Origin of the sequence: Liquorilactobacillus satsumensis DSM 16230 = JCM 12392 (assembly GCF_001435195.1) — a bacterium.
Lineage (GTDB): Bacteria > Bacillota > Bacilli > Lactobacillales > Lactobacillaceae > Liquorilactobacillus > Liquorilactobacillus satsumensis.
On the sequence record NZ_AZFQ01000034.1, the window covers coordinates 1 to 22,259 of the forward strand.

The following is a 22,259-nucleotide window of genomic DNA, read 5'->3' on the forward strand; positions in this document are numbered from 1 at the left end:
CGGAGAATTTTGACTTATGGAACACGTTTATCCGGAATAAAATAGGAGCTGTGACAAAAGTTAAATTTTGTCACAGCCCCTATTTATTTATTGTGAATCACCGTGCCCCTAGTCAGGCTTGGAAGATTCTAAGCTTTGGAATTGCAGCTAAACCCTTACTTGCTCATGTAATCTTAAAAAAGATTAGTAAAGAAGTTTTTAATAGCCCGCCCCATAATCACAAAAATATTTGCCTTTTCAATCTTTTGCGTATTTGTCGCAGTCAATTTAAGGCTGGTAGCTCCATTCAGGTACGTTAATGGCTGCTGCTTGACTTGCAAGGAGATTGTCCCGATATTCTTATTCTTAGCTAATGGAGCCTCAAGACCACCATTTTTATATAACTTCTTATTGCCCTTCAAGCTTGCTTGCAGGGAAGCTGTTGAGAGCCCGTTTTTCAACCAAACGGCGGTTGCATTTTTAGTTACAGCTTTAGTTTTTAATTCTTTACCGTGATAAACAGGCAGTTGTTGGGCACCCTTGAAACTTTGATTTGCCTTAATCGTCGTGTAAGTAAAATTGTTGTAGACATATGACATCAGCTTTTGTGTTTGGGTGAAACGTGAAACATCAGTATCGCTTGTATGAGGCGCTCCCAGAACAACTGTGATGATCCGATGTCCATCTTTATTGACCGTCCCTGTAAAATCAGCTCCTGCACTATCAGATGTTCCTGTCTTAAGTCCATCGACTGGCAGTTCGCTGTATGCTTTTGCCAGTCCTTTAAGCATCCAGTTCCAGTTTTCCATCTCAGTCTCACTAGTCCCATTATTGAACTTCATTCTTGCAATACTAGTGGTCTTCAAGACCTCTGGATAGTCAGTTAATAATTTCTGTGAGACTAATGCCATCTCTTTTGCAGATAACTTATTTTCAGCATTAGTGGGTGCGCCAGGATACTTGGCGTTCCCAATTTCATTATTTCCAAGACCTGAAGCCGTATAGATCTCAGCATCGTTAATTCCCCAGCTCTTGAGCAATGTCCGCATCTTATCAACGAAGGCCTTTTGAGAACCAGAAACCGCATTAGCTAATGTCATGACCGCTCCATTTGCAGAATAGATCAGACTAGCCTGATATAACTGGCGAACAGTATATGTATTGCCCTTCTTTAAAGGAACGTTTGATAATGAGGTGTTTTGGCTGACTTGGTAAGAAGCATCATCTACGGAAACTTTTTGATCCCATGAAAGCTTGCCTTCTTTGATAGCCTGCAAGACTAAATAAATAGAAACCAACTTCGTCATTGACGCAACTGGCAGCAACTGACTTTCATTTTTCCCATAAATAATTTGACCAGTTTTAGCGTCGACAGCGATTGCTGCTTTGGCATCAAGCTGCAACTCCTGTGCATTTGTAGTATCTGCACTAACGGTTGTTGCACCAAAGGCCCCTGTCAGTGTAGCTGAAACTGTGGCTGCAGCCACTAAGCTCAAAAGAACTTTCTTTATTTTTTTCAATAACATTTTTTTCTTTCCTTTCAAAATTCCAAGTCTCTTCTAGAATAGCGAAAAAAGACTAGTCTGACAATGACTAATCTGCACTTTTTATCTTTTTAGGCCGCGTTAACTTAACTTCTTGGTTCACAGGCAAATGCATAATGAAACTAGTCATTTTTTTGTTAGATTCCACATAAAGATACCCGTGATGCAGTTCAACTATGCTGAGTGCAATTGCTAATCCTAAGCCACTGCCACCAGTCTCCTTAGAACGGGAACTTTCGACACGATAAAAACGGTCAAAAAGCTGTGAAAGCGCCTTTTTAGGAATCTCCGGGCCATCATTTGCAACTTCCACTACCAGTTCGCTTTCATTGACATGACCAGCCTTAAGAAAAATATGTTTGCCACCTACTCCATACTTAAGCGCATTTGTAACCAAGTTATTAAAAACTCGAACCAATTTTTCTCCATCAGCTTCCATCATAATTTTATCTTCGCTAATTTCCGTTTTAATCTCCATTTTTTTCTTATGTGCTTCAAGTTCAAAGGAGACAGCCAATTGTTCTAACAATTGTTTTAGATCAATCTTTGTTAATGAAAGCGGTGTTGCAGGTTGCCGTACCTTGGTGTATTCAAACAGATCTTCTACTAACAGTTTCATTTGCTTAGCCTTAAGAAAAGCGGTGTGCGTGTATTTAAGCAACTCTTCTTCTGAATGATACTGCTTATCCTCAATCAGCCCTAAATATCCAATGATTGAAGTTAACGGCGTCCTGATATCATGACTGACATTTGTCACAAGTTCATCCTTAGAGCGTTCAATCCGTCGTTCATCTTCCATTGCGCGCAGCGTGCTGTCCACCAGTGCATTGATGCTCGTAATTACTCGTTGCATATTTCCCTGAAGCTGAAAAGGAATCCGATGTCCCAGATGCCCATCTGCAATATAATGCAGCTCATAAATAACATGCTGCAACTGCATCTGCCGATATCTGCGAATTAATCTCCAGTACACAATGAAGATATCCGCAACCAGCATGACACACAAAAATACCCAACCCCAACTCCAAAATTGAATATGATTCGGTCCAAACGCAAGCGACATCTTGATTTGAAAAATTCCATTTGCAAGCGCCGGATTGGACTCAATCATCTGATCCAATAATACATAAATGGATAGATTCAATAATAAGAGTAGAATAACGGTCACAACACCTTCGCCGAACAGCTCACTTTTTTCACGTGCTGTGAGTTTCACTTCATTATCTCCATTTCTAATCTACTTAGTGAGATTCAACTTTATACCCTACGCCCCAGACAGTTTGAATAACCTTCTCCCCATCAGTTGCTTCTTCAATCTTGTCACGCAAATGACTGACATGTACCATCACAGTCTTAGCAGAAACAACTGACTCCTGCTGCCACACGCGTTCAAAGATATCATCTGCAGAAAACACACGGTTAGGATGACTTGCTAAAAGATAGAGAATCCCAAATTCAAGCGCAGTCAACTGAATGGACTTGCCATCGACTGTCTCGACTTCATGTGAATCTTTCTTAATAATTAGCGGACCAATTTCGAGTATATCAGGAACATCATTCTTAACATCGTGCTGTGCACGGCGTAGCAAAGATTTGACCCGGGCCATCACTTCCAGCGGATTAAATGGTTTAGTTACATAATCATCAGCGCCTTGAATTAACCCTTGAATCTTGTCCATGTCACTTGTCTTAGCCGAAAGCATCAAAACCGGTAATTGTGAATCCTTTCTAATCTCTTTAATCACTTCAATACCATCAACTTGCGGCATCATAATGTCTAAGATCATTAGCGCAATATCTGGGTTAGTGTTAATTTTCGTGAGTGCTTCTTTACCATTGTATGCCTTTTCAACCTCGTATCCTTCATTTTTAATATAAATACTCAGCAATTCTACAATATCTTTATCGTCATCTACAACCAAAATTTTCATAATAATTGCTCCTTAAAAGTTTCTATTTCCTCCATGCCACGGTTACCAATTTCACGCAGCACCCTGTCGCAGTCTTTCCTGCCACATTTCATATTATTAATTGTAACAAACTACATGCTTATCGTATCTAAAGAATTATTTAAAATCAAGGCGTATCCCTTAATAGCAAAAGGTTTTACCAACTTTTTCATACAAAAATCACAAACAGATAACTTTTGCCTTTTATACCTTAAAATTCACTAACTATGTTATTATCTTTTATGGTAGCAGTTGTCTGAACTTTTCTTGCTCGTTTAGACAAAATTTTTAGGAGGCAGAATAAACAATGAAAAAAACAAATGTTCTTTACCAACATGGGACGCTTGCATTACTAGTCCCTGGCCTGCTTGCAGGAACACTAAAAATGGAAGATTTATTGAAACATGGTGATACAGGAATTGGTACTGGTGAAGGACTTGATGGCGAATTGATTATCTTAGACGGAATTGCATATCAAGTTGATAGTGCCGGAAAAGTAAACTTGGTATCCCCAGAATTCACAATGCCCTTTGCCAACTCTCATTACGCTGACTATCAAAAAGTAACCACAATTGCGAATGCTTCACCTGTAGATTTTGAAAAGGCTGCACTCCAAGGCAGACCTAATTCCAACACCTTCTTTTCTGTCCTTGTAAAAGGAACGTTCAGTTACATGAAGACGCGTGCAGTCGTTAAGTCTGAACGTCCTTTTTCAACTTTAGCCGAAACTGCACAAAAACAAAGCATCTTTGAAGCCAAGGATGTTACTGGTACCTTTTTAAGTTACTATTCACCTGCCCTTTTCAATGGAGCAGCTGTTGCTGGCTACCACAATCATTTCTTAGCTTCAGATCATTCAATCGGCGGACATGTTCTCGATTTTAAGATTGCAGAAGGCACTCTGTTTGTTCAAACCTTCGATACGCTTGAGCAGCACTTGCCGGTCGACAATTCAGAGTTTAGTGCACATGATTTTTCAAAAGATGACATTGCTGGAATAATTTCACAAGTCGAATAAAAAAAGGGCTGTGACAAAAGTTAAATTTTGTCACAGCTCCTCTTTTATTCCGGCTAAACGTGTTCCATAAGTCAAAATTCTCCGTCTAACCTCGAATTACTCATAGCAAAGTACTCGCTATGTTCGTAATTTCGAGTTAGCACTCAAAATTTTCCCGACTTATGTCACACTCTCTATTTATTTTGTAATCTGCGTATTAATGAGTTTTAGTAGCTGGACGCTGTATCTCTAATTGCAAATCTCCAGCTTAATAATTATGGAATCGCGGTGTACTTGGCGGTGAAGGAACCTTCATTTGCTTATCAATTCGTGAACGCCCTGTTGCGTAATCAAAAGTCACACCTGGCTGAACGTTAAAAATAAAGACATTAAAATTTAAACTGCCATCATCTGAAATGGCCTGCAATTGAACTCCCCGGGCCATTAGTTCATTCCCTCGAAAAATTGCATGCGCGGCAAAAATCACTTTATGCCCTCGCCTAAGTGCATCTCTAATTCGGCTTTCGTAAATTGTTTGGATTTTTTGATTTGAAAAAGCTGTTTGTGTAAATAAATTTTTGGGATTATTCTGATCTCCACTTTCTAAACTGGTATCATATTGCCCATTGCTTGCAATTCCCTTTGAGAGCGAATACGCAATTAAATGACCACGGTTAATAATCGGAGTTTTATTTACATACTTCTGATGCCAACCAGTTGGTTGAACATATTGCCGTTCGCGCAAAAGATCATTTGCAAGATTGCGCGCTTCTAAATATGCCGTATTAACATTTGCAGTTCTATTTAAATTATCTAAATTACTATAATTAACCTGATTAGTGTGCCAATCAGCAAAATTTAAAGTACTGCGATCATTATTAACATTAATAACCGCACTTTTGCCAGCAACGTAATCCAGATTGACCAAACTGGATTCTGTCGTGTTATTAATTGTATCTTCATTGCTATTTGCGCTCGAAGCAGTCTTTGCTGTTGTCCCCGCGATAGTAAAAGATGCATCTAGTCTTTTTTCAAGCTTTTGCCAATTTTGCGTGAGGCCAAAGACCATCAAGACAATCAGCATACTGATTAGACTTACTTTTCTTTTTCCCCTACCCCTTTTTGCCATTAAACCCCAACACTCACTTTCTTGTAATTCTGCAACTACCTTCTTTTATTTTTAATACTAGCAGTTAAATCACGTTTGATATTATAGACTGTCTGTCTTGTCACACCCGCTTTACGTGCAATTTCGCTGATAGAAATCCTTTCTCCGCGTGCCTTTTTGGCTAACAGCCTTTGAATCAGTTCAAAAACAAGTCTCTTTTGCTGATTGTGTACATTTGCAGCATATTCCACCTGTTTTCCCTTGTAAATTCCGTGTTTTTTGGCAAGTTCGATCCCTGCTTGCCGTTTAGTTTCAAGCATTTTTTGTTCTTGGGCTACAAGATATTCTTGCATTTCTAAAACTAACTTCGTGAAAACCCTCTTTTGTGCTGAACCTTTGGCCTGCTTAAATGCTGGCAGGTCAAGAATATCCAAAGTTGCGCCCTTTTCATAAATACCCTGAATAATTTTAACCAGTTCCCGCGGAGTCTGTCCTAAGTGCTCAAGACTGGCAATCACAAGTTCGTCGCCTGCTTTAATCTCCAACAACAGTTGCTGTAAATACTTTTTTTCAAACTTCCCCACAATTGCTGCTTCTAAGTAAAATTGCTTGGCTCCTATTTTTTTTAATAATTTGTTTTGCTGTATTCCTTTTTCCACAGCAGCATCTGTGCGTAAATACCCGATCCTCACTTTTTATTCCTTTCTTGTTAGATACGTATATTAGACACTTTTTACAAAATAAAAGTAACTTGAACATTGATCGTTTAATAATGTCGCTTATCTTCTACAAGTATTTTATAAAATACACTTTAGTAATTAACTGTTCTGAGCTGAGGAGAAACTTCCGTCTAACTTCGAATTACTCATAGCACACATGAGCTCGCATTAACATTCAAATTACCCTTGCACTGTTTCTCTAATAAGTTAGTTTACTATATAACTGCTGAAAATAAATACTTTTTATTCAAAAGAATGCGCTCATCGAATTGTCCTCCCAGTCAAGAAGTTTGGCATACCAACTGTAAATTACAAATCCAATTTAGTCCTAATATATGAACGCCTCGTACTTAAATGCAAAAAGGCTGGCTACCAAACCTGTTTAATTAGCCCATTTCCAGCTAAATCAAACTATAAATTCTATCGCAGCCAGCGCATTCCCTTTGCAGCCAGATTCAAATGCTTCAAGCCTGCTTGATAGTTCACTATTTTGCTGCATCTAAGGTGTTATCAAGCACCACAATCGTTCTACCATAATGATGTCCCAGTTTCAGTTTCTCAAGCACAGTTGGAACCTCAGCCAAGTCAATCTCGTTATAGAGCAATTGGTTTGCAACATTCCATTTATTGGCTAACAGCTGCCAAACTTCTCTTCGTTGAACCTGAGGATAATTAACAGAATCAATCCCTACTAGCCGAACTGCACGCAAAATAAATGGTAATACATTCGTCGCCAATGCCACTCCACCTGCATTCCCACAAAGAGTCATTGCCCCTTTGTAGCTAATCTTTGGGAGTAAAGCGGCCGCCACTTCCCCGCCGACAGTCTCCAAGACATAGTCAAACCTTTGACGTTCAAGTAAACCGTGCTTCAAAATTTCAGTAGCCTTAATGACTTGCTGTGCTCCCAAAGATGTTGCAAGTTCAACCTGGTAATCTTTTCGGACAAGTGCATGCAGCTTAGTGAATCCCAAATGTGCTAAGATGCGGGTTGCAACACTGCCGACACCGCCTGTCGCTCCTGTGATTAAAAGATTACTATCCTGTTGCAGACCTGCATGCAAGAGTTCTTTAATTGATAATGCGGCCGTCAAGCCAGCAGTTCCAAAAAGCATGGCTTGTTTTAATGACAAGCCATCAGGCAATTTAAGCAGCCAAGCAGCCGGAAGACGAGCGATTTCCGCAAAGCCCCCGGTATGGTTGACCCCTAGTCCATACCCGGTTGCCAGAACATGATCTCCCGGTTTAAAACTGGAATCAACAGAAGCCAGGACAACACCACTTAGATCAATTCCAGGGATCAGCGGATAATTTTTAATTACCCCACCGTCTTTTTGAAAAGCAAGCATGTCTTTATAGTTCAGTGAAGAATATGCGACTTTAACCAATACTTCTCCGGCTGATAGAGCTTGCAGTTTAACGGTTCTTAAACTACAAGTAACTTGATCTTCTTGCGCATTTAAAACAAGTGCTTTAAATTTGTCCATCTATATGTTCCTTTCGTCTGATTGAAAGCTGTTTTCTCAAAATTGCAAACCAACTGACTTTAGTTTGAAACAAGTAACTTACCTGCATTCTTAAAAAAAGACCAACAAGCTTAATTACATTAAATTTTATTGTCGCAGTACACGGAAATACTTAAAAAATAAGGATTAGATCGCAAACTAAAATTCGACCTAATCCTTAGAAATTGTCCATTGCTGCCATATCACTATTTAGGTGTCACTAATGCATCTAATAACGTAAACAGCAGTTGCTGGTTTTTAACAGGCGGAACTTGCAAAGCAATTTGGGTAGCATCCTGATTTAAGACAGACCCCTGGACAAACGCCGCATCGTTGGCAACGACTCCTTGTAAGGTCTCCTTTGTCGTTTCCAAATGAAATTGCAATCCTAGTGCACGCTTTAAGCAAAAGCCCTGATTTTTCCAGAATTGGCTCGCAAAAAGGCGCTGGCCATTTTCCGGTAAAGTAAATCCTTCACCATGCCAATGTAAAATCTCATATTGTGGTGCAATTTGTAGTCTTTCTTGTCCCAAAGTCGTCGTCTGAATCTTACCCCAGCCGACTTCTTTGGGAGTTGAAACAATTTGTGCATGAAAAGCCTTGGCTAACTGTTGTGCTCCAAGACAGATCCCAAACATTGGTTTATTATCCGCTACTACTGCTTTAATTAAGGCTCTTTCCTGCACAAGCCATTCCTCAGGATCGTTGGCGCTCATCGGCCCACCTAAGACTACCAAAAAATCAACTGCTGCAGCTGGTGGTAACGGTTGCTCCGCAAAAATTCTGATCACTTCAAGTGGATAATTATGCAGTTGCGCCCATTTTGTAATTGCTCCTGGTGCCTCGAAAGCTACGTGCTGTATCACCGTTATTTTCAATTGTTATCACCTAGTTATTAAGTTCCTTGACGACCTGCCTTTGATTAACGGCTGTCTTGTTGCTATAATTCACCATTCAAAAATTGAGTCTGACCATTGCCAAAGCTCCAGTCATCATCATTGTTTGAAACCAGACTGAACATAACGTCTTCTTTCCGTAAACCGAGTTCTGCATGCAGACGTTCAACTAAGCGGCGATAAAAATTACGCTTATCTTTAGTTGAGCGTGGACGTGAAGTCAGATTAATCACAACCACATCTTTAGTACGTTCGATTCCCAAACCCGTGTCTAAAATCTGCATTTCAAACGGTTCATGCTGTGTCAGAATCTGATAACGGTCTCCTTCTGGGGTATGCAGTGTCTCTCCTTGTACTTCATAAGCAATCTTAAGCAATTGCTTTAAATAAGCTTCATCGTGCCCCTTGAGCACATCAACTCGCATTAATGGCATTTAATTCATCTTCCTTTCTTTGTTCCTTTATATTATATCAGAGTACTATTCAATGTTTTGTAAATATTCCGCTAAAACAGCTGCTTGATTATGTTCAAGGTCTTTGGCACCAAAAAGCAAAATCACATCTTGTTTTTCTGTTTGTTCTTTCACAATTTTTAAAAATTCATTTTTATGTGGATTTTCAGCTATTTCGTTTAAATAACGCTGCTTAAATTCTGCAAACTTCTCTGGTTCATGCCCGTACCACTTGCGTAGTTCATTAGAAGGTGCGATTTCTTTAAACCACAAATCCAGATGAGCATTAACTTTAGAAATTCCGCGGGGCCACAGCCGGTCAACCAAAATACGATAACCGGTTAAATCAACTGGTTTAGTATATATTCGGTCTTTTTTGATTTGCATTTTTTCTTCCTCCAACATCTAAAGCTCAGAAAACTCCTCTTTTAAAATAACGCATCCACCGAATTTTAACCAGCAACTAAGCTATCATACTCACACCTAAATAAAAAACTTTTCACACTAGTTTCAGCCGACCGCCGAAAATTAGTGTAAAAAGCCTCTTACTCTTATAAGTGAAAATCTATTTTTGCAAATATCCATTAAAGCCGCTGCATCAATACCTTGAATTAATAACCTACTCGCGCTGCTTATAAGATTTATTCAAGCTACTCCTGCATTTGCTTATTTCACTAAAACTACCTAAACAGTCATTCTTATTATTTCCGGCTCATGTATCAAATAATCATTCACATGTGCCAAAAACTTTTGAAAATGGGGCGTCGCATTATGTTCCTCCACAGCCGCTGCATCCTTCCAGTGTTCAATGATTTCATATTCGGCAGTACAATTTAACTTCTTAAAGTGCCCATAAGAAAGATTCCCTGGCTCTTTGGCAGAATTAACTACCAGCTCGTTAATAAAAGCTTCATAGTCAGCTTGTTTAGCTGGGTCCACCTGTAACGCAACATTAATAATCTTCATTTAAAAAATCCTCCATCTATCTAATTAAAGCATTCATAAAAACTAATAAAAAAAGCTTCTTTTCAATTATAGTAGCAATTATCACAAGATGCCATTTTATTTTTAATTTGCAGTTAAAGGATACTATATTACTCTTTTTTCTGCAGGCGATTTTGCATTTTTTCCCATTCTGCCTGCAATAACACATACTGGTTTTCGTCATGAAAACCATCGAGCAGTTTTTCATTTTGAACTAAGCGTGCCTCCAACCTGAATCCTGTCCTTTTGGCAACTGCATTGCTCGGTTGGTTATCAACAGCTGCGCGAATAATTATCCGGTTAAGGTCATACTCTAAAAATCCCAGTTCGCAAATTCCTTGCACAGCAGCTGTAATAATTCCCTTTCCACGAGATGGTTTGCCCAACCAGTAACCAATATCAGCACTCTGATTAGTCTGATTAAACTGGTTAAAACTAATCATTCCTGCAATTGTTTGTCGTTCCCAAATAACCAAATTTAGAGATTTTTCTTTTGCATAATTAAGCTTAACGTGTTTTAAAAAATTCTCTTCGTCTTGTGCATTCTTTAGCGCATCAACCCAAGGCAAAAAGCGCCGCAAGTTTGCACGATCAGCATCCACCAGTGCAAACAATCCCGGTGCATCTTTAATTGGACGCGGTAAAGCCAGCCGCAGATTTTTGCTTACCTCATAGGAAAACATTACTTTCACCTCTCAAAAATATAATTTTATTTTTTTACGAAAATTAATTTCACTAGTCACAATGCCGTATTATCCGCGAAATTTGTCTGAGTGCATCTCCTGCTTCTGGAATAGGAAACAATGGAAATACATGCAGCATCTGCGGATATGTAAAAGTTTTAATTCGTAAATTCTGGGCAGTTGCAAGGCCTTGGAGGCGCAATGCATCCGCATGCAAAATATCATGGGTTCCGGTAAAAACATAAATTGGTGGCAAATTTTCCAAATTACCATAAAGCGGGCTGACAAGCGGATCTGTGGTTGCCAAATTTCCTGCATATTTTCTACCGCGCAGCTTTAAATCATGAGCACACAGCAGTGGATCATTTGGCTGAAGTGCCTTGATTTCCGGAAAATCGGTATTAATATCTAGCCATGGTGAAATCAGGAATGCGGCTTGTGGTAAAGATAACCCCTGCTTATACAGTTCTTGCATAAACGATAATAGAAAGCCCCCACCAGCTGAGTCACCCATAAAAATAATTTGTTCTGGTGCAAGTTGGTCCTGCTCAAGTAATATGCGATAGACTCCCAGAATCATTTGGTGAACCTCAAGCGCATTATGTGCTGGTGCTTTAGGGTAGATCGGCATGACGACTCTAGCATTTAGCTCCTTTGCCAACTTATAAAGCATCTCAAAATGGAAAAAAGCTGGTTGTCCCCAATATGCTCCTCCATGAACGTAAAAAATAACTCTGCCGCCTGCATTGCTAAAACGGGAAAGTTCAAGCACATCGTCCATTCCAGCTAATGGATGAAAACCAAAAAGGGTCTTAATTTTATGCGGAAGTTCATATTTCTGACGGCTGCGCAGGTCTTCTTTATGATACTCACGTTCATTATTAATTTCTGGAAAGGGTTTAGTGGCCCAAAAGACTTTTTCCAGCAGCCAGCTGCGTTGACTCTGCCCTTTCTTTAGTGCTTGATACTTGCTATAAAGTCCTCCAGCTGCTAATGCTGTTACCAAAACCCCTGTTTTTTTTCGTTGCAAAATCCGTCCTTCTTTCAAATAAAGCATATTATATTACACAATTAGTGTCCTCGCCTTTTTAATCTACGTTTTTGCTGTTTTTTAATAAACAGCGCGTGCGCAAATTCCTGTGTGCGTTTGCGCTGACACTTTTTATGCACACTTTTTTGCTGCTCTCGTTGTTTTTGCAAGGCAACTTGAGCTTTTGTCCCGATCCCTTTTTTTGAAGACTTGCGGACCAGCCGTTGCAGTCGTTTGGGATTTATCTTTTTCTGCGGGTGAGTCTCAACCGTACTTTGCTGAAAGAAATCAATTGAATCCCAGCGTTCATTTATTAACTGAGCAAGTCCAGTTATTTTTGGTTCTGTTGGTCCTAAATTTACCTGTCCGATCTCATAAAGACCTGCAGAATATCTTTCAAAGACTGCCTTGTAAAAGGGTGGATCAAAACTGATTGTTAACTGGCTACGTACAACATTATTATTCATAGCAAGTTTCCTCCTTTAGTTTTACTAAAGAAAGTTGGACAACCAAGGAGGCAGGTTACTGATAGCACTGAGCTATGTCCGGACTACCGACCGAACCGTGTTTTTACTTTCAAGTCATGTTAATTGTAACACGTTAAAGAAGTGTCGACAGTCAGCGTTCAACCGCCGCAGACTAAGTCCAGTATTACAAAGTAACCTGGGGTTGGTTACGCGTAATGCTGGCTTAGGCACAGGTGGTTGCTGGGTGGAGCACGTTAAAGAAGTGCGTAAAAAGGCGGGAGACCTTGAAGATTAGCGATAGGTAACAAGGGTAACTGGACTTGTTACTGTTGTTACCTAAGCTAAGCATAAAGGGCTGACTTTTGGAACACGTTAAGGAAGAAGTGCCGACAGCTAGCGTTTAGCCGCCGTTTCCTTGCGTCTTACAGTCACAGACTAAACTTTGAAAATTGATGCTTGACAACCACCAAATAACAATATATACTTGCCACATTAATTGTTAACTCATCGTTTTATAATTTTATCAGGAGGATTTCATAATGAACTTACGAAAAGCACACACAAACATTAATCGATTTTATTATTACTGGTTTATCGAGTAATGTCCGGGTCACATTTGATGCGGGCATTACGTCCCGCATCGAATGTGACCAGTAATTTTTCGTACGTTGAATTATGCAGGCCACATAGATGCTAACAGCATTGTGTGGCTTTTTCTCAGTCCAAAATTCGGCAGATTTCTGCTGCTGAAATAGAGAAAAGGACTCATGCAGTGCTGACTGCATGAGTCCTTTTGTTTTGGCAACAACTACTTTGACGAATGGAGGAATTGACAATGAATAATCATGATACACGGCTTGACCAGTTAGCAATCAATAATTTAAGAATGCTTAGCGTAGAGATGATCGAGAAAGCTGGCTCTGGGCATCCAGGACTGCCGCTTGGAGCAGCACCAATGATGTGGTGTTTGTGGAGTCGCCATTTACGAATTGATAACAGTAATCCACGCTGGTTCAATCGCGACCGCTTTATTTTATCTGCTGGACATGGTTCTGCTTTACTCTACAGTATGCTGCATCTCAGCGGTTTTGACCTCACCACTGCTGACTTGCAGCACTTTCGCAAATACGGCAGTCGCACACCCGGTCATCCGGAACATGGGGTCGTTCCCGGTGTAGAGGCTACAACTGGTGCCTTAGGTCAAGGCTTAGGGATGGCTGTTGGAATGGCACTTGCAGAACGTTACTTAGGTGCCAAATATAACAAGCACGCTAAGTTAGTCGATCATTATACCTACGCGTTAGTTGGAGACGGTGATCTGATGGAAGGAGTTTCTCATGAAGCCGCCAGTTTTGCTGGAAAACAGGAGCTCAGTAAATTGATCGTTTTGTACGATTCTAATGGTATCTCACTTGATGGTCCTACAAGTCGCTCATTCAAAACTGACGTTTGTGCCCGTTTTGCTAGTTATGGGTGGGATACCCACCTAGTTGAGGACGGAAATGATCTAGATGCCATTGATCATGCTCTCCAAAAAGCGAAGGAAACTGCCACCCCAAGTCTAATTGAAATCCGTACGACGATTGGTTACGGTGCACCGCATGCTGGAACTAACCAAGTGCACGGAACACCTCTTGGGGAAGCGGGCTTAAAAAGCTTACGTCAGCATCTCCACTGGACGGCTGCTCCGTTTGCTGTCTTGCCTGAAGTAGCCCAAATTGCCCGGCAACGCGTTAGTCAACGCGGCCAAAGCGCATCCCAAGAATGGCATCAGCAAATCTCCAAGTTAGGCCAAACTCATCCTGAAGATCTTGAAAATTTCAAAAAACTGATCTGCAACCCAGTCTCTGACTTACGGGTCACTCTAGAACATTATGACAGCGGTGCGGAATCTGGACGTGATACGAGTAGCAAAGCAATCCAAAACCTGGCACAGCAAAATACCAATCTCGTTGGTGGTTCTGCTGACTTAGCTTCGTCTAACCGAACAACGATTGCAAAGAGCCCCTTAATGACGCCTCAGCACCCAACGGGCAGAAATATTGCCTTTGGTGTCCGTGAATTTGCGGAAGGGACAATTTTAAACGGAATGGCTTTACATGGAGGCTTACAAGTTTTCGGTTCGACTTTTCTCGTTTTTTCTGACTACTTGCGTCCTGCAATTAGATTAGCGGCGTTACAGCACCTCCCAGTTACCTACGTCTTCACGCATGATTCCTTGGCAGTCGGTGAAGACGGACCAACCCATCAGCCAATCGAACAGTTAATGAGCTTGCGTCAAATTCCAAACGTTGAAGTATTTCGTCCTGCCGATCCAAATGAAGTCATGGCAGCTTGGAATCAAGCAGCCAATTCAATGGACCATCCAACTGTTTTAGTCTTATCTAGACAGCAATTAGCTGTATTACCGACGACCGCGAATTCTGCTGAGCAAGGCGTTGATCATGGTGGATATATCTTGTCACCACAACATGGGCTCACTCCAGATGGAATTTTGCTGGCCACTGGTTCAGAAGTTGCGCTGGCTTTACGTGTCCAACATAGCTTGTTACAACTTGGACAGGATGTCAGTGTTGTTTCCATGCCTTCAATGGAGCGCTTTGTCCGCCAAACGCGACAATACCAAGAAATGGTGCTGCCATCTCAGGTCAGGCGGCGCGTTGCACTCGAACTCGGTACGACCCAAGGCTGGGAACGGTTTGTCGGTCTTGATGGCGCAGTCGTCGGACTTGATACTTTTGGTGCCAGCGGATCCATGGAAGAGTTATTGCAGGCAACTGGTTTCACGCTTGAAAGGATCATTCAGATCTACCAAAAAACACACACTGATAGCAATATTCGGTTATCAGTCATTGGATAATTATAAATGGAGATTAGTCATGGAATTTAACGGCAATACTGAACTTTACGGTTTTATCGCACATCCTGCACATCATAGTTTGTCACCGCTAATGCACAACTTAAGCTTTCAAAAAAGAAAGATAAACGCGTGCTATCTAGCATTTGATATTCAGCCACCTAATTTTGCAACAATTGCAGCTAGTTTCTGCGCTTGGGGGCTTAGTGGTGCTAATGTTTCGATGCCCTATAAGCAACAGTTCATCCCTTACTTAGATGAACTAACTCCCCGAGCTCAGCGCATTAATGCTGTCAATACAATCAAAAATACTCAAGGCCGTCTAACTGGCGACAGCACTGATGGAGCAGGTCTTTTTGCAGATTTAAAAGCTCGTGGCTTCAAAACCCATGGCAAAACTGCAATGATTTTAGGTGCTGGTGGTGCAGGCCGTGCAATTATTGCAGCGGCAGCAGACTATAATCTGCAAAAAGTGTTTGTCTGCAAACGGCCGAATCAGACCTTTGCACAGACGGCCGCTTGGCTAGAAACGCTTAAGCAACAAACAGAAACAGACTTTGAATTACTGAATTATCAAGACTCAGAAAAAATCGCAACCTGCCTGCAAGAAAGTGAGTTACTGGTGAATGCAACAAATGTCGGTATGGATCAGCAGCACTTACCGCTTGCAGCAACAATTCTATCCAGTCTTTCGCAGAAACAGTTTGTCTATGACATTATCTATCAGCCATTAGAAACCCCTTTGCTGAAATTAGCGGCTGCTCATGGCTGTCAATGCAGCAATGGTATTGGAATGCTTTTATGGCAAGGCGCACTTGCATTTGAATTCTGGACAGGGCAAACAATGCCTGTCACCTCGGTCAAACAAGCTCTATTAGCAGAAATTAGGAGGAGAACAATATGATTATCGTTTTAAAAGAAAAGGTCACAGAAAATATCGCACGCTTGCAACAACTCTTTGCAGACAGGAAACAGGTTTTTGTTCATAAAAATCGGGTGGCTCTGCTTGCAGTTGAACCGTCAGAGATACCAGCAGACATTCGGGCTGCAGCCAGTGAAATCATTACAAAGACTCCCGCTGCTGTTCAAGCTAGCCGCCTCTTTCATCCTGAAGATACTGTAATTAAAACTGCACATTCAGTAATCGGAGCTGGGGGTCTCACTCTGATGGCAGGTCCGTGTTCTGTCGAGAGTCGTGCACATATTTTAAAGATGGCCGCTGTTGCGAAAAAAGGCGGGGCAACCGTTCTACGTGGAGGAGCCTTCAAGCCCCGGACCTCGCCCTACTCTTTCCAAGGGTTAGAAGAAGAAGGACTGCAATATCTGCGTGAAGCAGCCGATCAAAATGGCATGGATGTTATCACAGAAGTTATGGATGATGAGCATGTTGAACTGGTCGCCAAGTATACTGATATTTTCCAAATCGGTGCCCGTAACATGCAGAATTTCTCTTTACTGAAAGCCGTCGGAAAGGCCCAGATTCCGGTTGCATTGAAACGTGGAATGTCTGCAACCCTTGATGATCTGCTGAATGCTTCTGAGTACATTGCAGCTGGTGGTAATCAGCAAATTATGCTGGTTGAACGAGGAATTCGAACGTTTGCTAATAAATATACACGTAATACTTTTGATGCCGCGGCCATTCCTGTTTTACAACAACTAACTCATTACCCAGTAATTGCTGATCCCAGCCATGCAGTTGGTCACTGGGATCTGGTCACACCATTAGCCGTTACTGGAGTTGCCGCAGGTGCTGCCGGACTACTCGTTGAAATTCACGATGATCCAGAACATGCTTTATCTGACGGTCCGCAAGCACTTAAACCGGGAAAATACCTGACAATGGCACAACATGCCAAAGAAGTTCATCAAGTTCTTGCTGCTTGGAAGTAGGTGGTACCTGTGACACAAACAATTAAAGTTGAGCCCCGCTCCCATCCATATACTGTAAAAATTATCTTTCAAGGATTAAGGCACCTAGAAACTCATATTAGTCGGGTCTGGTCAAAGCGCCAAATCGTGATCATCACCGACGAGCATGTTGGTCCATTGTATGCACAACAGGCTTGTGCACACTTGAGCGCTGCCGGTTATCCCACAAAAGTTTTAACCATTCCAGCCGGTGAACAGAGCAAATCATGGTCTCAACTAGAAAAAGTTGTTAACCAATTAGCAGCCTGGCACTTGAGCCGTACAGACGGGATTATCGCTTTGGGCGGTGGTGTTGTCGGTGATCTCGCCGGTTTTGCAGCTTCAATCTACTTGCGTGGAATTGCTGTTATCCAAGTTCCAACTTCGTTACTAGCACAAGTCGACAGTTCGGTAGGCGGAAAAACTGCAATTGATCTGCCTACTGGTAAAAACTTAGTAGGAACTTTCTATCAACCTGACTTTGTTTTAATCGATCCAGCTGTGTTACAGACTTTACCGCAGCGTTTGTTAGCTGAAGGTTATGGCGAAATTCTAAAATGTGCCATCATGGCTGGCAGCGACTTTTGGAACCTCACAGCACATATTCAAAGTTGCACTGCACTGTTGCAAGCGGCACCGCAGCTCATCAGTGCAAGTGTTAGTTTCAAGGCAGCTGTGGTTACTGCAGATGAAACAGAAACACAACAACGTCAATTGCTTAATCTAGGACATACGGTAGGACATGCAGTCGAGATAGCGGCAGCAGGACGCCTCTTTCATGGAGAAGCAGTTGCGATCGGTTTGTATCAACTTACTCGCTTATTTGAAAAAAAGCAGCTTACTCCAAACGGCACTTCTACCCTGCTGGCCCAACGTTTGCAAGCCCTTGGACTGCCTCTTGCTGATCCCGCATTGGGAACACCTGCTTTTTATCAAGCCTTGCAGCATGACAAAAAACTCAAACAGCAGCAACTCACCTTAATCTATCTAAAAAAGATTGGTCATCCTGCTTTTTATGAACTTCCGCTTGCCGAGGCAATGACATGGTTTAAACATGAATTGCCACAACGGTCCCATTAGCAGGTTTGCTAACAAGCAGTCTTTTTCAATCGGAAAATTTTTTCATGGAACTCAGTAAAGTGAGTAAGATTGAACCTTAAAATACCACAGACCGTGCGTCAAAATTAACCTCAAAGAGATAGCGACTAAGTCAAAACCTAATTTTTGGCTTAATCGCTATCTCAATTTGCTGTATTTTGCTAGTATGTTTTCTTAAACCGTGCTTTGCTGTTTCAATACGAGGAACTAGCCTAGACTTTGTTTAAGAACTACAATTCACATTTTTCAGTTACCGTCATGATTTTTAGTGTTATTTCATTTGAGAAATAAAAATTTCCTACTTTATTCACGCTGCTTTCCGGCCCTTTCGGCGGAACTTAAAAATTGGTAATAATAACAAAGCGCCAAATGGAAGCCATAGCATACTGCCATAAACATGCAAAAATGCCTGATCTAGTTGTGTTCTAAGGTGTTGCTTAAGCCGCTTTACCAATTTTGCCAGTTGTGTGTTTATCTGAGTTTCTTTTTGGTGTACTTTTTGTCGAACTGCACGTGAAACAAGTGTCTTAATTTTCACTTTAACTGCTACTGGCAATAGGGCTGCTTGAATTCCCTTTTGCTGCGCAATTTTTGTGAGTTGTTCTTGATATTCTTTTTGAGCTAGAGCCGCTGAAACTGAATTTGCAATTTTGAGCTGGGGTAGTTTAACAGTTTTAGTCGTTTGACTAACGCTGTCACTATTCGGATTAAGTCGTTGTTGTATTTTTGCCTGCACTCTTGTTCTTGCTGCTGCAGAGACCGCCAGCGTTTGTGTCTGTCTGACTGCAAAATGCAGCGTATTATCTTTTGACAACCGCAGATTACTAGTCAAAATAGAGGTAAAAATTGCGATTGCTAAAATCATCCCAACTTGACGCAAAACATTTGCGACACTTTGTGAAGCGGTCAAAAGTCCACCATGAAAATCTGCAACCGCAAGGATATTTGCCGTTGCCGCAACTAACCCATACCCTATTCCCAAAATAATATCAGCCAGAATTAATTCATTATAATTTGGACTGACATCTAAATTTGCAAGCAAATAATAGCTGACACCAATTAAAATAAACCCTCCGCCAATTAATAGCTTATTATTTACCTTTTTTACTGCTAGTGAAGTTAAAATCACCGAGAACATTACCGCGATTGAATAGGGTGTAATCAATAACGCCGCCTTCAATTCACTCTCACCATAGACACGTGTTAAAAAGGTTGGTATCAAAACTGCCATTCCGCCAAGAAAATAATTACATAGAATTAACGCAATTCCGGCACCATTGAAGTTACGACTCTTAAAAAGGCTCAGCTCAATCATTGGATGCTGCTGACGATACTCTAAAATCATAAAAAGTATGAAAAATATTACAGCTGCAACCAGTAAACCAATTATTGAAAACGACTGCCAGCCCCAATGATTCCCTTCGATCAGTCCCAACGACAACGAAAACAGCATGGCCATGCTCACAAGTGCCCCTAACCAATCAATCGCTGCTTTACTTGTAGCTTCGTTGCGCAGTGGCAGGACAAAGGTAAATAAGACTAAGGTTAACATGACTAACGGCACGTTTATTAAGAAAACCCAGCGCCAGCCAAAATACTGCGAAACAATCCCACCAATAGTAGGTCCCAAAGCCACTGCGAGTCCTTGAACTCCTGCTAATGCAGCCACAACTTTATTGCGTGTGCTTTGATCACTTTTTTCCAAACCAATCACCATGCTCGTAGGAACAATACTAGCTGCACCGATACTTTGGACTGCTCGTGCAACAAGCATAAACGGTAAGTTAGTTGCCAGACCGGATAAAAGAGAGCCCAATCCAAAAACTAATAATCCACTAAAGACAAACTTATTACGGCCAAGCCTTTCAGCCAAACGACCAAATGGAATTATTAAAGTTGCAAAAACAATCGTATAAACATTCAACGTCCATGATAAATTAGTCAGACTTTCATTAAATGCAGTCTGAATTTCGGGCAAGATAATCGTCATAATTGAAACATCCATCATACATAGCAAATTTGCCAGTAATAAAACCGGCAGAAAATACCTTGTTTTATTCATTATATAAAACCCTCCAGAATAAATTCTTTTGGGTTAGCATGCTAAACCATTTTGACACACCTGAGTCACATGTGCGCACATGTGACACCTAGGCTAATTTATATTATAATAGTCATAGAATCATAAAACTAGACTTAGGCCTAAAGTGCTACAATCACTATCCCTTTGTGACAACAGGAGAAATTAAGAATGAATGGACAAGCACGCTTAGCAGCACAGTCAAGAAAATGGCTATTAGAAGCTTTATTCAAATTATTAAAACAGCGAGACTACTCCGCCATCACCGTCAAGGACATTGCAGAAACCGCCCAGCTCTCACGGCGTACTTTTTATCGTGCTTTCAAAAATAAAGACGAGTTGCTCAAATATTATGGCGAACATGTCATGCAACGGTACTTAGCCGCACTGCAGCAGCATGAAGACATTAATCTGACTTTTGAACAAGTTCTCAGGGTGTTCTTTAATTTCTGGTGGCAAGAACGTCAACAAATCAAGCTGCTCATCCAACAGAATCTTTTCATTAGTCTGTTGCCTACAATCGTCCCACAGTCTTTTCACTTGTATGAACTCTTTGATGCCCCATGGCATATTCAAGGAACACCGCAAGAAATTAACTATATTATGAGTTTTTCAGTCGCTGGTTTTTGGAATATTTTAAACACTTGGCTGGCAAAAGAGGACCCCGAAGAGCCCGCAGAGATGGTGAAAATACTCTTAAAGGCTATTCATAAATTAAAATCTTAAAACCCATCGATTCGTTTCTGAAAATAAACTTAAGCCGTTTACCTTCTTTTTTTAACTTCAAAACAGGCATTCTCAATGATATAATTACGCGAAAAGTGCTCTTAATTAACATGATGTGAGAAGGAAAATTAATGAAAAAAATAGCTGTTTATTGTGGTGCCTCAACCGGAAATGACCCTGTCTATCAAAAAGCTACGCTCAAGCTAGGAGGTTACCTAGCAAATCATGATCTTGAATTAGTATATGGTGGCGGCGGGGTCGGTCTAATGGGATTGCTTGCAAATGAAGTCCTTAATGCTGGCGGTAAAGTTCATGGTGTGATGCCCAAGGAACTTGTCGCTCGTGGAGCAGCCTTTAGCAAGCTCACGGATCTCAAAGTAGTTGAGAACATGGCGCTTAGAAAACAAACCATGTTGTCACTCGCAGATGCTTGTTTGGCCTTACCTGGTGGTCCAGGAACTCTTGAAGAAATTATTGAGGCATTTTCTTGGGCACGTTTGGGAGACAATCCTAATCCTTGTGTTTTTTACAATGTGCAGGGTTATTATGATCCTTTGAAGGCGATGTTTGATGAAATGACGGCTAAAGACTTTTTAACAGTAACGGATCGAAAAAAGCTGCTGTTTTCTGATTCTTTAACTGAGATTTTTGATTTTATGGCTGCTTATGTTCCACCTGAGATCAGAACGTATTCAAAGGCGGGTAGATAGAAGTGCCGACAAGCACCGTTAGACTTTGAGCACTAACATCAAATTGCAAAATACTTGGGCTATGACTATGCGCAATTTGCGGTTAGGCGCAAAAGGCTGGTGGTTGGAACACGTTAAATAGAAGTGCCGACAGCCAGCGTTCAACCGCCGTCGACTAAGCCCTGGATTACAAAGTAACCCGATCTTGGTTACGCGTAAGGCAGGCTTAGACGCAGGTGGTTGCTGGGCGGAGCACGTTAAAAGAAGTGTGCAAAAAAGCGCTAGGTTTTGAGGCTTAGAGTTGAATCACAGTGGTACCTGAACTTGTTACTGCTGTGGTTCACTCTAAACACAGAAACCTGCCTTTTGGAACACGTTAATAGAAGTGCCGACAAGCACCGTTAGACTTTGAGCACTAACATCAAATTGCAAAACTCTGTCCTCCATCGCGCAATTTTTAGCTAGGCGTCAAAAACTGGTGGATGGAACTACAACAGCAAGCCTTAAACATTAACTCCAACCTAAAACTAAGGGGCTGTGACAAAAGTTAACTTTTGTCACAGCCCCTCTTTTATTCCGGATAAA

At 41.2% G+C, this 22,259-nt stretch carries 21 protein-coding genes; 7 read left to right on the top strand and 14 right to left on the bottom strand.

Features of this window, described 5'->3' with window-relative positions:
• Nucleotides 1–173: 173 nt before the first annotated feature.
• The 3 genes from FD50_RS03855 to croR form a co-directional block, all read right to left on the bottom strand.
• Nucleotides 174–1,505, bottom strand: a complete 1,332-nt coding sequence (locus tag FD50_RS03855) for a serine hydrolase (RefSeq protein ID WP_056960624.1) — start codon at nt 1,503–1,505, stop codon at nt 174–176.
• A gap of 67 nt (nt 1,506–1,572) precedes the next feature.
• A complete protein-coding gene (locus tag FD50_RS03860; protein WP_056960400.1) occupies nt 1,573–2,739 on the bottom strand; it encodes a sensor histidine kinase in 1,167 nt (388 codons plus the stop codon).
• A gap of 25 nt (nt 2,740–2,764) precedes the next feature.
• Nucleotides 2,765–3,454 (bottom strand): response regulator transcription factor CroR, encoded by a 690-nt coding sequence (gene croR / locus FD50_RS03865; RefSeq protein ID WP_056960402.1) that lies wholly within the window; start codon nt 3,452–3,454, stop codon nt 2,765–2,767.
• A 325-nt stretch (nt 3,455–3,779) separates the two neighbouring features.
• On the opposite strand from croR, the gene budA reads away from it, so the two are divergent.
• Nucleotides 3,780–4,490, top strand: a complete 711-nt coding sequence (gene budA, locus FD50_RS03870) for an acetolactate decarboxylase (protein ID WP_056960404.1) — start codon at nt 3,780–3,782, stop codon at nt 4,488–4,490.
• Nucleotides 4,491–4,737: 247 nt separating this feature from the next.
• Here budA and FD50_RS03875 read toward each other — a convergent pair whose 3' ends face one another.
• The 10 genes from FD50_RS03875 to FD50_RS03920 form a co-directional block, all read right to left on the bottom strand.
• Entirely contained in the window at nt 4,738–5,598 is an 861-nt protein-coding gene (locus tag FD50_RS03875) for a DNA/RNA non-specific endonuclease (RefSeq protein WP_056960406.1), read from the bottom strand.
• 35 nt (nt 5,599–5,633) lie between these two features.
• The gene (locus FD50_RS03880; protein ID WP_054757897.1) at nt 5,634–6,269 is read right to left on the bottom strand and encodes a recombinase family protein; all 636 of its coding nucleotides are present in this window, start codon (nt 6,267–6,269) and stop codon (nt 5,634–5,636) included.
• Between the two features lie 512 nt (nt 6,270–6,781).
• Nucleotides 6,782–7,783 carry a YhdH/YhfP family quinone oxidoreductase gene (locus FD50_RS03885; RefSeq protein WP_056960408.1) on the bottom strand — a complete coding sequence of 334 codons (1,002 nt, stop codon included), beginning with the start codon at nt 7,781–7,783 and terminating at the stop codon, nt 6,782–6,784.
• Nucleotides 7,784–8,007: 224 nt separating this feature from the next.
• Nucleotides 8,008–8,679 carry a type 1 glutamine amidotransferase gene (locus FD50_RS03890; protein ID WP_056960410.1) on the bottom strand — a complete coding sequence of 224 codons (672 nt, stop codon included), beginning with the start codon at nt 8,677–8,679 and terminating at the stop codon, nt 8,008–8,010.
• Between the two features lie 62 nt (nt 8,680–8,741).
• Entirely contained in the window at nt 8,742–9,131 is a 390-nt protein-coding gene (locus FD50_RS03895) for a tautomerase family protein (RefSeq protein WP_054757896.1), read from the bottom strand.
• Nucleotides 9,132–9,176: 45 nt separating this feature from the next.
• Nucleotides 9,177–9,536, bottom strand: a complete 360-nt coding sequence (locus FD50_RS03900; RefSeq protein WP_056960412.1) for a DUF488 domain-containing protein — start codon at nt 9,534–9,536, stop codon at nt 9,177–9,179.
• 297 nt (nt 9,537–9,833) lie between these two features.
• A complete protein-coding gene (locus tag FD50_RS03905; RefSeq protein WP_054757894.1) occupies nt 9,834–10,115 on the bottom strand; it encodes a putative quinol monooxygenase in 282 nt (93 codons plus the stop codon).
• A gap of 128 nt (nt 10,116–10,243) precedes the next feature.
• Entirely contained in the window at nt 10,244–10,816 is a 573-nt protein-coding gene (locus FD50_RS03910; RefSeq protein WP_054757893.1) for a GNAT family N-acetyltransferase, read from the bottom strand.
• Between the two features lie 52 nt (nt 10,817–10,868).
• On the bottom strand, nt 10,869–11,846 hold the full coding sequence (locus FD50_RS03915) for an alpha/beta hydrolase fold domain-containing protein (protein WP_162256068.1): 978 nt from the start codon (nt 11,844–11,846) through the stop codon (nt 10,869–10,871).
• A 41-nt stretch (nt 11,847–11,887) separates the two neighbouring features.
• A complete protein-coding gene (locus FD50_RS03920; RefSeq protein WP_054757890.1) occupies nt 11,888–12,313 on the bottom strand; it encodes a YjdF family protein in 426 nt (141 codons plus the stop codon).
• Nucleotides 12,314–13,148: 835 nt separating this feature from the next.
• Between FD50_RS03920 and tkt the strand changes: the two genes are divergently transcribed.
• From tkt to aroB, 4 genes are read left to right on the top strand one after another with little or no spacing between them, the layout of a single operon-like run.
• A complete protein-coding gene (gene tkt / locus FD50_RS03925; protein ID WP_056960416.1) occupies nt 13,149–15,173 on the top strand; it encodes a transketolase in 2,025 nt (674 codons plus the stop codon).
• A 19-nt stretch (nt 15,174–15,192) separates the two neighbouring features.
• The gene (gene aroE / locus FD50_RS03930) at nt 15,193–16,074 is read left to right on the top strand and encodes a shikimate dehydrogenase (RefSeq protein WP_056960418.1); all 882 of its coding nucleotides are present in this window, start codon (nt 15,193–15,195) and stop codon (nt 16,072–16,074) included.
• Complete coding sequence (gene aroF / locus FD50_RS03935) at nt 16,071–17,063, top strand: 3-deoxy-7-phosphoheptulonate synthase (protein ID WP_056960420.1); 993 nt, start codon at nt 16,071–16,073, stop codon at nt 17,061–17,063. The genes aroE and aroF overlap by 4 nt, the downstream gene beginning before the upstream one ends.
• Before the next feature lie 9 nt (nt 17,064–17,072).
• Nucleotides 17,073–18,161 carry a 3-dehydroquinate synthase gene (gene aroB, locus FD50_RS03940; protein WP_056960422.1) on the top strand — a complete coding sequence of 363 codons (1,089 nt, stop codon included), beginning with the start codon at nt 17,073–17,075 and terminating at the stop codon, nt 18,159–18,161.
• Nucleotides 18,162–18,486: 325 nt separating this feature from the next.
• On the opposite strand, the gene FD50_RS03945 is transcribed toward aroB, so the two are convergent.
• Nucleotides 18,487–20,241, bottom strand: a complete 1,755-nt coding sequence (locus tag FD50_RS03945; protein ID WP_056960424.1) for an MFS transporter — start codon at nt 20,239–20,241, stop codon at nt 18,487–18,489.
• 189 nt (nt 20,242–20,430) lie between these two features.
• On the opposite strand from FD50_RS03945, the gene FD50_RS03950 reads away from it, so the two are divergent.
• Complete coding sequence (locus FD50_RS03950; RefSeq protein ID WP_056960426.1) at nt 20,431–20,985, top strand: TetR/AcrR family transcriptional regulator; 555 nt, start codon at nt 20,431–20,433, stop codon at nt 20,983–20,985.
• A 131-nt stretch (nt 20,986–21,116) separates the two neighbouring features.
• Nucleotides 21,117–21,695, top strand: a complete 579-nt coding sequence (locus FD50_RS03955) for an LOG family protein (protein ID WP_056960428.1) — start codon at nt 21,117–21,119, stop codon at nt 21,693–21,695.
• The last annotated feature ends 564 nt before the right edge of the window (nt 21,696–22,259 follow it).